Genomic DNA, 11,609 nt, shown 5'->3' with positions numbered 1-11,609 from the left:
CTAGGTACAGAGTCAAGTGCTTTTTCACTATCCCAACAAAGGTATGAGAAAATGAACCTTACAATCGGAAAACTAGCAAAATCCTGCCACGTTAATGTCGAAACCATTCGTTATTATCAGCGTATAGGTTTAATGCGTGTACCTGAAAGTACTCAAAGTTACCGACATTATAGTCAGCAAGACTTAGAGACCTTGAGCTTTATTCAGAAAGCGAAGGATGCTGGATTACAACTGAATGAAATTAAACAATTGCTCACATTGAATTTAGAAGATCGCATCCAAGTGAGACATGTTATTGAACAACGATTGAGCAAGATCGATGAAAGAATTCAGGAACTTATGGGTCTTAAGCAAAGACTTTCCACATGGTTAGACGAGTGTAAAACGACAGAAAATGAATGTTGCCCAATATTGATGGAACTCAAACAATAAATTCCATCAATCAATCTAGACAGTTGAATCAATACTCATCAAAAAAGTACATAACATTAGATAAATGACCAAATCACATTTTCATCCTTCTGTTTCAATAAGAAACTGGTTTGGTAATCATCGGCGACGATGAGATGCTGATTAGAGATCATCATTACTTTCAACAGCGTATCATTGTGATAAACCAAATCATTTTTACCTTGTTTAGTTAAGATAAGCATTTGATCTAAGACAATTACATTTTTTGAATCAAACATACTTTTTCCCTCTCAACATTACCCTATGGTCTTTTCAATATTTTTATAAAGTGACACAGTGAATATCGTAACGAATGAAATAAAACACCCCATTCATTCATAGCGCTAAAATATTCCTTTTAATTGTTTAAATATGTGAAATAACCAAGTATTTGCAATTTTCACAGCAAGATTATAGAGCACTTTTTACGCAATTTGTGATATTTTTGCCATATAAAACCAAAATTTGTTATTTTATTCTTATTTTTGACAGCACACTAATTAAGTCTAGTGCTACAGCTGTGTGATTACTTTGAATTGTCAGAATCCAGAACTGACCAACAAGATTAGAACTTCAATTTATTTAGATACTTAAGCACACTTAAATCAAGTATGATTCTCGAGGCTTTGTTATATTTTGAATACGATGAATAGTGATTTACATGTACTCAGAAAAGATATTCGTTTAAAAAGAAAACGAGTGAATCGCTTTGAACATAAAAAAAGTGAGCAAGACACTTTAAATCGCCTCAGATCAATACCTCAATTCAAGTTTGCAAAAAGCGTTGGATTATATCTTCATGCTTTTGGCGAAGTGCACACTCACAAACTCATTCAACTTTGTTTTAAACACAAAAAACTCGTTTACCTACCCATGATCTGCACGATGAATCAAGAACTTGTATGGGTAAAAATCAGCTCCAGTCAATATTTAAATAAACGCTTTTCCCATCATCCACTCGGGATGAAAGAACCAATGGCATCGCGTGGTCAGCATGTATCTACTTTAGATTTACTGATTATGCCTTTACTTGCCTGTGATCACTTAGGGACACGAATCGGCATGGGAGGTGGTTTCTATGATCGTACTTTGGCAAGTACGCCGCATCGACCTTTTCGTTTGGGTCTCGCTCATACATTTCAATATATTGATCAAACTTTACCTAGACAAAAATGGGATCAACCGATTCATGGTTTACTAACACCTAAAAAGTTCTATATTTTCAAGCCTTAACCTTATTGTTCTAATATTTTTTAGAAAAAAACCGACCAATTTAGTCTTTTTTTAATATTTTCTAAGTAAAAACCCTTGTAATTTTTGAAATGCACATCACTATAAAAAACATGGCAACACCGTTGTCACTCATTAGGAGTGCCCATGTCTGAATATATTTTAAATAATGAATCAAGCTTAGAGCCACAGGTTCCAAGTGTATTACCACTATTAGCATTACGTGATGTTGTGGTCTATCCACACATGCAAATTGCGCTATTTGTGGGTCGTGAAAAATCGATCAATGCAGTGGATGTGGCTCGTAACGGTGACAATTTAGTATTTGTAGTTGCGCAAAAAGATTCGCTTACAGAAGAAATTGATCACGATAACCTCTATCAATATGGAACTGTGGCTAAAATCGTACAAGTCGTAAATCATGAAAATGATGAAAACTGCATTAAAGTACTGATTGAAGGTCTGCATCGTTCTAAATTAGAGCGCATCATTGATGGTGAAGAATACTTGACTGCCGAGCACAGTCTCAGTCCAATTACATTACCATTGGATGAGGAAGCTCAAGCAACTCGCTTAAACGAATTGCGTACCCTATTCGCTCAATATGCTGAAGCGAAATTACGTAATGCACGTGAGCTTGTTGCAGCAGCAAATAAAATCGAAGACTTATTACAATTAATGTTCTTTGTTGCAACTCGTGTACCTTTAAATATCGAAGTGAAACAAAAGTTTTTAGAGCACGACGAGTTTGAAGCGCATTTGCAAGAGTTGATGAGCTACTTGATGAATCAATCTGCTGAACAGCAAATTGAACAAACGTTGCATGACAGTGTTAAACGTCAGATGGAAAAGAATCAACGAGAATACTTTCTAAATGAAAAAATGAAAGTTATTCAACGTGAACTTTCTGATATGAACGGCGGTGCTGAAGATGACGTTGCGGAAATTGAAAAACGTCTTGCTGAAGCAGATTTGCCTGAACATGTACGCAAAAAAGCTGAAGCTGAGTTTCGCAAACTGAAAGCGATGCAACCTGCATCGAGCGAAGCTGCCGTTGTTCGTAACTATCTAGAAGTCATTTTAGATACACCTTGGAATAAGGCGAGCAAAGTCAGCATTAACTTAGCGAAAGCACAAGAGATTCTTGATGAAGATCATTACGGCTTAGATGACGTCAAAGATCGTATTGTTGAATATCTTGCAGTGCAATCTCGTGTGAAAAAACTCCGTGGTCCTATTCTTTGTCTAGTTGGTCCTCCAGGTGTGGGTAAAACATCACTTGGTGAGTCTGTTGCTAAAGCAACAGGTCGTGAGTTTGTTCGCATGGCGCTTGGTGGTGTACGTGATGAAGCTGAGATCCGTGGTCACCGTCGTACTTATATTGGTGCGATGCCGGGTAAAATTGTACAATCTTTAACAAAAGTTGGCGTGAAGAACCCACTGTTCTTACTCGACGAAATTGACAAGATGGCACAAGACTACCGTGGCGATCCTGCATCAGCATTATTGGAAGTACTTGATCCATCACAAAACAGTAAGTTCAACGATCATTATTTAGATCTTGATCTTGATCTTTCAGAAGTCATGTTCATCTGTACGGCTAACAGCATGAATATTCCTGAAGCATTGCTTGACCGTATGGAAGTCATTCGTCTACCAGGTTATACCGAAGATGAGAAAGTAAATATTGCTGAACGTTACCTTGTTCCAAAAGCGATTAAGAACAATGGTCTACGTACAAAAGAATTGACTGTTCACGAAGAAGCAATCCGTGACATCGTACAACGTTATACACGTGAAGCGGGTGTCCGTAGCCTAGAGCGTGAAGTGTCTAAAATTGCACGTAAAGTGGTGAAAGAAGCCGTTAGCAAGAAGTCTAAAAACTTACAAGTTGATGTCACTTCTGCCAATCTTCCTGAATACCTAGGTCCGCACAAATTTGACTTTGGTATGGCTGAAGATGAAGCACAAGTCGGTCGTGTAAATGGTTTAGCTTGGACTTCGGTAGGTGGTGAATTGCTTACTATTGAAGTTGCAGCCGTGAAAGGTAAAGGTAAATTCATTACCACGGGTTCGCTCGGTGATGTGATGAAAGAATCGATTACTGCTGCAATGACTGTAGTTCGTACTCGTGCTGATGAATTAGGTATTGAAGCATCACGTTTTGATGAAACTGATGTCCATGTTCACTTACCTGAAGGTGCAACGCCAAAAGATGGTCCATCTGCTGGTCTAGCACTCACAACTGCGCTTGTATCAGCATTTACTGGTATTGCGATTCGTCCAGACATTGCGATGACAGGTGAAACGAGTCTAGGTGGTCGTGCGATGCGTATTGGTGGTCTAAAAGAAAAACTTCTTGCAGCTCACCGTGGTGGAATTAAATTAGTTTTTATTCCACAAGATAACGTTCGTGACTTGGCTGAGATTCCTGAAAATGTAAAAGAAGGCTTAGAAATCAAAGCTGTAAAAAGCATTGATGAGATCTTACCTTTAGCATTAACGGATACGCCGAAGCCTTTACCTAAAACGCCTATTGTTAAACCAGTAGAAGAAGCAAAGGCTGCGCGCCATTAAACAAGTAAGTAGATGAAAATTAAAGAGAGCTTCGGCTCTCTTTTTTTGTTACATAATTTGGTTGAAAAACAACCAATATATTGCATAATAAAATAGAGTCGATAAAAATAAAGATGAAGCTTGACTCAGTGAACCCATTTTTTAGTGTCATCCGAACTCCAGACTGATGACACTTTGATCGCAGCTCAAACGCAATTTTGAGCTGCGTTTTTTATACAACGTAATCAATAAATACACTTTCAGCGACTATTCCCTTTCTTGCTGATCACTATCGATAAAGAACACTGTTTATAATAGGCGTAATTTCTCGATCTATTTATTCTATGAAAATTCGTATTCTGACTATCGGACAAAAAATGCCTGCTTGGGTGTTAACTGGATTTGAAGACTATTTCAAACGCATTCAACCTTTTGTACAAACTCAAGTGATTGAACTCCCGATGGCAAAACGAGGCAAAAATGATTCCGAAGCAGATATTTTAAAATATTGTCAAATTGAAGGTGATAGTATTTTAAATGCACTTAAACCCAATGAAACGTTAATTGCCTTAGAAGTAGGTGGTCGAGAACTCAGTACAGAAAAACTGGCAGATACCATGAAACAATGGATGCTTGAAGGCAATGATATTGCTCTTGCGATTGGTGGTCCTGATGGACATTCAGACGCAGTTCGTAAAGCAGCAGCTTGGCATTGGTCTCTTTCTAAATTGACAATGCCACATCCCATGGTTCGTATTCTACTGATTGAACAACTTTATAGAGCGATGAGTATCAATCATAATCATCCTTATCATCGCGCTTAAAATTGTTCTGATTATAGAACAATCTGTTGATGTTTAAGGGCTGTCATTGTTCCCATGAATTTGTCACGATAATGATGTATTTCCAATCAGGTGCTTATCTATGAATTTCCAGACTTTACCCGGGTTATTTATTTCTCATGGTTCTCCCATGCTTGCACTTGATCCTGAACAAGTGGGTCCCGCATTGTATCGTTTAAGCAATAATTTACCAAAACCCCAAGCAATTATTGTGATGTCTGCTCATTGGGAAAGCCAAGCACTAGAAGTAAGTACATCAACTCGAGCTCAAACGTGGCATGATTTTCGTGGTTTCCCCCCTGAACTTTATGAGATCCGTTATCCTGCTGCGGGCGCTCCAAAACTTGCTGAGGAAATACTGACTCTATTTACAGAAGCAGATATTCCTGCACATGCAAATAGCACACGACCACGAGATCACGGTGTATGGATGCCTTTATTGCATATGTATCCAGAAGCCGATATTCCTGTGATTGAAATTTCCTTACCCATCGAAATGAATGCTGACCAGATTTACAAAATCGGGCAAGTTTTAGCACCTTTACGTGAACAACAAATTTTATTAATTGGCTCTGGTAGCATTACCCATAATCTCTCTGAACTTTCATGGCATGCAGATGCTGAAGTTCCAATATGGGCAAGCACATTTCGGAATAGTGTAGTTAGTAAACTGAATCATCAAGATTATGACGCTGTACTTGACTGGCCATCTTTACCCTACGTGCAACGAAATCATCCTACCCTTGAACATTTTGCACCATTATTCTTTGCAATGGGAACAGGTCATCGTTTTAGTATTGTGCATAGTAGTTTTTCAATGGGATCATTAGGTATGGATATTTATCGTTTTGATTAAAAACCAAGCATCAGACTTTTCAAATGGCTTACTTATATTTGGGTAAGCCATTTTCCTAATCAATTTTCTTAAAATTTACAAATAGATATATTTAACGAACTTAATCCATAAACTGATTACATTTTATTTTTTAAGAATACTTTAAGCTAATGACTGTTATTTATTTACTGTTGTTTGACTATGAAAATTAAATATTTAGTTCTTGCCTTATTACCGCTTTCTTTGATGGCGTGCCAAACTGTACAAAATGTAACTGATAATGTTATTTCTCAAATTAATACAACAGCAGCAAAAAATTTAACTGAATATAATTGGACTTATCAAGATTCAAAAGCATCAAAACCTTTAGTTTTATCTTTCGATGATAATCAACGATTATCTATTCAAACTGGTTGTAATAATCAAGGCGGGACTTGAAAAGTTGAAGGTAATACCATTGTAACCTCACCACTGGCATCAACAATGATGGCGTGTGCGGATGATTTAATGCAACAAGAACGCTTATCTGCTGATATTTTTAGTGAGAAAAAAGTTCCTTTCACACTCAGTACCCAAAATGATCAAGCGATCTTGACGATAACTGATAGTAAAGGTCAAAAATATACGTTCCTTGGTAAAATGACAGCTGAAGCAAGATACCAGTCTGAAGGTAAAATCGTTTTCCTCGAAATTTCACCACAAACTAAATCATGTACGGGTGTAGCACCACAAACTTGTATGCAAGTTCGTGAAATTAAATATGACGATAAAGGCATCAAAACATACGCTGATAAAAATTGGTCACTTTACTATGGTCAAATCGAAGGTTTTGAACATAATCCAAACCAACGTGTAATCGTTCGAGTTAAACGTTTCGAAATTAAAAACCCTGCTGCCGATCAATCAAGTATTGCAGATGTGTTAGATATGGTGGTTGAACAAGAAATCGTGAAAAAATCATAATTTTAGCCAGTTAAAAAAATCCGATGTTTTTCAACATCGGATTTTTTATGGAAATCCCCTCTTTATTAAAGAGGGAGTTTAGGAGACCCTTAATAAATACCCTGCGCAAGAATGGCATCTGCTACTTTGACGAAACCAGCAATATTTGCACCATCAACATAATTGACAGTACCATCTTCTTTGGTCCCATATTTTAAGCAATTGGCATGAATATCTTTCATGATGGCATGTAAGCGTTCATCAACTTCACCATGTGTCCAACCAAAACGTAACGCATTTTGAGACATCTCAAGACCAGAAGTTGCAACTCCACCCGCATTTGATGCTTTACCTGGTGCATACAAAATCTTAGCTGCGATAAATCGTTCAACTGCGTCCAAGGTAGATGGCATGTTGGCTCCTTCTGCAACACAGATCACACCATTTTCTAGTAATAATTTTGCATCTTCTGCACCTAGCTCATTTTGAGTGGCACAAGGTAATGCGATATCAACAGGAATATGCCAAGGGGTTTTACCCTCAAAATATTCAAAACCATGCTTCGATGCAAACTCTGAAATACGTCCACGCTTGATATTTTTCAGCTCCATCACTTCGGCAAGTAATGCATCAGTAAAACCATTTTTTACAAAAACAGTGCCATTCGAATCTGACAGAGTCACCACTTTTGCACCCAAAAACATAGCTTTTTCAGCGGCAAATTGCGCTACATTTCCCGAACCCGAAATCGAAACCGTTTTTCCTGCAAAGCTATCACCACGAGTTTTCAGCATTTCTTCAGCAAAATAAACAGTGCCATAACCCGTCGCTTCTGGACGCATTAAACTTCCGCCAAAAGAAATACCTTTGCCCGTAAAAACACAAGCCGTATCATTACTCAGCTTTTTCATCATCCCTGCCATGAAGCCTACTTCACGACCACCAACCCCGATATCACCTGCTGGAATATCGGTATCTGATCCTAAATGACGATATAACTCCAACATTAACGCTTGGCAAAAACGCATAATTTCAGCTTCTGACTTTCCTTTTGGATCAAAGTCTGAACCACCTTTACCACCCCCCATAGGGAGAGTCGTTAATGCATTTTTAAAAGTTTGCTCAAAACCCAAAAATTTTAAAATCGATAAATTTACTGAAGGATGAAAACGCATGCCACCTTTAAATGGCCCAATCGCTGAATTAAATTGAATCCGAAAAGCTCGATTTACATGAGTTTGACCTTGGTCATCCATCCACGATACACGAAATTGAATAACACGTTCAGGCTCAACCAAACGCTCTAACAAACCGTATTGAGCGTATTTAGGATTTTTCTGTATAAAAGGCCATAAACTCGTCATGACCTCTTCTACTGCTTGTAAAAACTCAGGTTGATATGGATCTCTAGCTTTAACATACTCCAAGAAATCATTTAAGCTATCGTATTTCAACGCTCACCCCCAGATAGTGATTTAATTCAGTGCAAAAAATGCACCAAAATAGAATATTAAACACATTTAATACCCTTTATGATCAACTCTCAACCCAATCTTCATAAATAATATTTTTATTATTTTAAATCAATATCTTACTTTAAAAAATATTCATTATTTTTATAATAAATATTCAAAAAAATAGCTTAAATAAGCATTTAACCTAGTAATAAGGCATTAGAAATCATTCGAAATATAAGATTTAGCACTAAAATAAAACAATATTAGCACTATAAAATTGCAAAAATAAAAATCTATAAAAAGTAGATTTAAGCAACGATTGCCGCCGATTAAACTATTCTTTGCTATAATAACGACATTGTTTTTATCCTATCTTCTTTCATGTCAGTTTCAGCACAACAACTCTCTCTTATCGTTCAAGTAGACCAACTTTTACCACAAACGCAATGTGGTTTATGTGGACATCGTGATGGTTGTTTACCTTATGCGAAGTCGATCGTGGAAGGTGAAGATGCAAACAAATGCGTTCCTGGTGGGCAACCCGTTGCAGATGCACTTGCAGCATTATTAAAAAGACCAACAATGATTGCGGAACCGAGTGTTTGGGATATTCAAGCAGATGGTCGACCGCAACAAATGAAAGCGATAATTCGTGAAGATGAATGTATCGGGTGTACTAAATGTATTAGTGCCTGCCCTGTTGATGCCATTATCGGTAGCGGAAAATTAATGCATAGTATCTTGACTGATCTATGTACAGGTTGTGAGTTATGTATTCCACCCTGTCCTGTAGATTGTATTGATCTGGTCGAAGATTCCAATCCATTACCTACAGTTCAACAACGTACTCTTGAACAAGATGATCTAAGACATCGTTACTATGCGCATATTCAAAGAGAAGAAAAACGCCGTTTGAGTCGTAAAGGACCGATTGTTCGTGCTGAAATTGATACCGAATTTTTTGCTCAATTTTCTCAAGCACTTAACAATGTACCCTTGATCACACTCATGGATAAACCAAAAGAAAATCCTGCATTAGATGCAAAAACGACAATTGAACTTGCGAAAATTAGAACGCAAATCAAAAAGTTAGAAAAGCAGTTAAGTGTACGTGCAGATGAATCCAAGCAAACACAATTACTTGATTTACAACAACGTTTAAATGAATTACAGGGAATCTAAATGCCTGTCAAAAATATGACCAAAAAACAAATTCAGACTTTTTTTGAACGTTTACGTACGCAAAGACCACATCCCCAAACTGAGCTGAACTATAACTCTCCTTTTGAGTTACTGATTGCTGTTTTGCTTTCTGCGCAAGCAACCGATGTCAGTGTCAACAAAGCCACTGATAAACTCTATGCCGTTGCCAATACTGCACAAGCTATTTTAAATCTTGGTGTTGATGGCTTAAAAGAATATATTAAGACGATTGGCTTATATAACGCTAAAGCTGAAAATGTGATCAAAACTTGTCAGATTTTGGTTGATCAATATCAAGGACAAATTCCAGAAACGCGAAAAGAACTAGAAGCTTTACCAGGTGTAGGGCGTAAAACGGCAAACGTCGTGCTCAATACCGCCTTTGGCCACCCTACTATGGCAGTCGATACCCATATTTTCCGTGTTGGCAATCGTACTGGTTTGGCAGTAGGTAAAAATGTTTTAGAAGTCGAAGATCGATTAATTAAGGTTATTCCTAAAGAGTTTATTATTGATGCTCATCATTGGCTGATCTTGCATGGACGTTATTGTTGTATAGCACGTAAACCTAAATGTGCTGAATGTATCGTATCCGATGTCTGCAACTGGCCTGATCGTTTTGAATTTGGAGCCGTAAAAACAATTCCAACAAAAAACCTCAGTTAATCCTGAGGTTTTTTAGGCTGCTGTAATTTGGGATGTAGCTGACGTTCTCGACCATTTTTCTTATTTTCCAAAGCCTGTTGTTTCTGCACATGGCGCAGCATTTTTTGACTTTGATACAATAAAAACAACAGTAAAGCTAAACTTAAAATTACCACCACAATCAACATAATTTTCAGCAACGAAGTATCCTCAATCAGCTCACACGTTTCGACTTGCATACCGAAACTTCATCTTCATGTTCTATTATGTCAGATTTTGCTGGGTTGCATACCATGCATGAATATCTCGTTTTTCAATAGCCGTCGCCATGAGTTCTGGAAATTGATCAGGTGTGCAGGCAAACGTTGGAATCCCCATATCCGCAAAGATCTGTGCATGTTGAGTATCGTACCAAGGTGCACCTTCATCAGACAATGCCAGTAGCGCAATCACTTGCACACCACTATCTAACATTTCAGCCACTTGCTTGAGCATTTGCTTAGCATCTCCACCTTCACACAAATCACTGATAAGAATAAAAATGGTATCTTCTGGGCGAGTGATTTTACTACGACAGTATTTAATTGCTTTCGCAATATCGGTTCCCCCACCCAACTGTGTGCCGAACAACACATCCACAGGATCTTCGAGCAAAGGGGTTAAATCGGCTAGCTCCGTATCAAACACGATCATTTGTGTACTGACTGCACGAATACTTGCCATCACTGCCGCAAAAACACTGGAATAAATCACGGAAGGTGCCATCGAACCACTCTGATCAACACAGAGTACAATGTCTTTTAAAGCCGTTTGTTGACGTGGATGACCATGTAACTCATGTGGAATAATCGTTTTAAAATCTTCCTGCCAATGTTTCAAATTAGACTGAATGGTGCGCTGCCAATTAATGTCTTGCATGCGTTTAGGACGGCGTGTATGTGCTGAGCGATTAATACTGCCTCGAATCGCTTGCTGTAATGGTTGCTTTAGACGATTTTCAAGTTGCTCTACCAACTGACGTACCACGATGCGCGCGGTTTCTTTGGTTTTTTCAGGCATCAAATGATTGAGTGAAATTAAGGTAGAAACTAAATGAATATCGACTTCTACACTTGCCAACAATTCAGGCTCTAACAACATTTGTTGTAAATTCAAACGCTCTAAAGCATCTTTCTGAATAACTTTTACCACAGAAGATGGGAAATAATGGCGAATATCCCCTAACCATTGTGCCACTCTAGGACTAGAATGCCCCAAACCACCACGGCGATTAGGCTGTTGTGCCTGATAAAGCTCATTCAGACATTCTTGCATTTTGGTATCTTGCACCGACCAATTCGGTAAATGCGAGGTCGAATTGGGGACTTGCCCTAAAATTAATCGCCAACGTCGTTCTTGTTCCGCAAGATCAGGTTGCTCTAAAGTGATCAGTTCTTCATTCATATTCAT

The 11,609-nt window shown here is 38.0% G+C and carries 11 protein-coding genes and 1 pseudogene; 8 read left to right on the top strand and 4 right to left on the bottom strand.

Annotated elements, in window-relative coordinates; genetic code table 11:
* The first annotated feature begins 51 nt into the window (after nt 1-51).
* On the top strand, nt 52-432 hold the full coding sequence (locus ABLB98_RS04390) for a MerR family transcriptional regulator (protein ID WP_348882889.1): 381 nt from the start codon (nt 52-54) through the stop codon (nt 430-432).
* A gap of 56 nt (nt 433-488) precedes the next feature.
* Here the strand turns inward: ABLB98_RS04390 and ABLB98_RS04385 are convergent, their stop codons facing one another.
* The gene (locus ABLB98_RS04385) at nt 489-689 is read right to left on the bottom strand and encodes a hypothetical protein (protein ID WP_348882890.1); all 201 of its coding nucleotides are present in this window, start codon (nt 687-689) and stop codon (nt 489-491) included.
* Between the two features lie 406 nt (nt 690-1,095).
* Here ABLB98_RS04385 and ABLB98_RS04380 point away from each other — a divergent pair, with 406 nt between their 5' ends.
* The 5 genes and pseudogenes from ABLB98_RS04380 to ABLB98_RS04360 all read left to right on the top strand — a co-directional run bounded on the left by ABLB98_RS04380 (nt 1,096) and on the right by ABLB98_RS04360 (nt 6,876).
* Nucleotides 1,096-1,683 (top strand): 5-formyltetrahydrofolate cyclo-ligase, encoded by a 588-nt coding sequence (locus ABLB98_RS04380; protein ID WP_348882891.1) that lies wholly within the window; start codon nt 1,096-1,098, stop codon nt 1,681-1,683.
* 144 nt (nt 1,684-1,827) lie between these two features.
* Nucleotides 1,828-4,257, top strand: coding sequence for an endopeptidase La (lon, locus tag ABLB98_RS04375; RefSeq protein WP_348882892.1), 2,430 nt, complete (start codon nt 1,828-1,830; stop codon nt 4,255-4,257).
* A 323-nt stretch (nt 4,258-4,580) separates the two neighbouring features.
* The gene (gene rlmH / locus ABLB98_RS04370; protein WP_004663191.1) at nt 4,581-5,060 is read left to right on the top strand and encodes a 23S rRNA (pseudouridine(1915)-N(3))-methyltransferase RlmH; all 480 of its coding nucleotides are present in this window, start codon (nt 4,581-4,583) and stop codon (nt 5,058-5,060) included.
* A gap of 100 nt (nt 5,061-5,160) precedes the next feature.
* Complete coding sequence (locus ABLB98_RS04365; RefSeq protein WP_348882893.1) at nt 5,161-5,934, top strand: class III extradiol ring-cleavage dioxygenase; 774 nt, start codon at nt 5,161-5,163, stop codon at nt 5,932-5,934.
* Between the two features lie 180 nt (nt 5,935-6,114).
* A pseudogene (locus tag ABLB98_RS04360) lies at nt 6,115-6,876 on the top strand (DUF4377 domain-containing protein).
* Nucleotides 6,877-6,965: 89 nt separating this feature from the next.
* Here the strand turns inward: ABLB98_RS04360 and gdhA are convergent.
* Nucleotides 6,966-8,309, bottom strand: a complete 1,344-nt coding sequence (gene gdhA / locus ABLB98_RS04355; RefSeq protein ID WP_348882894.1) for an NADP-specific glutamate dehydrogenase — start codon at nt 8,307-8,309, stop codon at nt 6,966-6,968.
* A 384-nt stretch (nt 8,310-8,693) separates the two neighbouring features.
* Here gdhA and ABLB98_RS04350 point away from each other — a divergent pair, with 384 nt between their 5' ends.
* Nucleotides 8,694-9,494: an RnfABCDGE type electron transport complex subunit B gene (locus ABLB98_RS04350; protein WP_256414689.1), complete on the top strand. Its 801-nt coding sequence runs from the start codon at nt 8,694-8,696 to the stop codon at nt 9,492-9,494.
* Nucleotides 9,495-10,181, top strand: a complete 687-nt coding sequence (gene nth / locus ABLB98_RS04345) for an endonuclease III (RefSeq protein WP_087543785.1) — start codon at nt 9,495-9,497, stop codon at nt 10,179-10,181.
* Here nth and ABLB98_RS04340 read toward each other — a convergent pair.
* Together ABLB98_RS04340 and ABLB98_RS04335 are read right to left on the bottom strand one after the other, a co-directional pair.
* Nucleotides 10,178-10,360 (bottom strand): hypothetical protein, encoded by a 183-nt coding sequence (locus ABLB98_RS04340; protein WP_348882928.1) that lies wholly within the window; start codon nt 10,358-10,360, stop codon nt 10,178-10,180. The genes nth and ABLB98_RS04340 overlap by 4 nt on opposite strands.
* 64 nt (nt 10,361-10,424) lie before the next feature.
* Nucleotides 10,425-11,609, bottom strand: coding sequence for a VWA domain-containing protein (locus tag ABLB98_RS04335; protein ID WP_348882896.1), 1,185 nt, complete (start codon nt 11,607-11,609; stop codon nt 10,425-10,427).

Source organism: Acinetobacter yuyunsongii, assembly GCF_041021915.1.
Lineage (GTDB): Bacteria > Pseudomonadota > Gammaproteobacteria > Pseudomonadales > Moraxellaceae > Acinetobacter.
This window is presented reverse-complemented; position numbering and strand designations above follow the sequence as displayed.

Excerpts from the sequence above, each read along its gene's own strand:
- ABLB98_RS04390 (WP_348882889.1), top strand. The coding sequence starts at position 52 with ATGAACCTTACAATCGGAAAACTAGCAAAATCCTGCCACGTTAATGTC.
- ABLB98_RS04385 (WP_348882890.1), bottom strand. The coding sequence starts at position 689 with ATGTTTGATTCAAAAAATGTAATTGTCTTAGATCAAATGCTTATCTTA.
- ABLB98_RS04380 (WP_348882891.1), top strand. The coding sequence starts at position 1,096 with ATGAATAGTGATTTACATGTACTCAGAAAAGATATTCGTTTAAAAAGA.
- lon (WP_348882892.1), top strand. The coding sequence starts at position 1,828 with ATGTCTGAATATATTTTAAATAATGAATCAAGCTTAGAGCCACAGGTT.
- rlmH (WP_004663191.1), top strand. The coding sequence starts at position 4,581 with ATGAAAATTCGTATTCTGACTATCGGACAAAAAATGCCTGCTTGGGTG.
- ABLB98_RS04365 (WP_348882893.1), top strand. The coding sequence starts at position 5,161 with ATGAATTTCCAGACTTTACCCGGGTTATTTATTTCTCATGGTTCTCCC.
- ABLB98_RS04350 (WP_256414689.1), top strand. The coding sequence starts at position 8,694 with ATGTCAGTTTCAGCACAACAACTCTCTCTTATCGTTCAAGTAGACCAA.
- nth (WP_087543785.1), top strand. The coding sequence starts at position 9,495 with ATGCCTGTCAAAAATATGACCAAAAAACAAATTCAGACTTTTTTTGAA.
- ABLB98_RS04335 (WP_348882896.1), bottom strand. The coding sequence starts at position 11,609 with ATGAATATGAATGAAGAACTGATCACTTTAGAGCAACCTGATCTTGCG.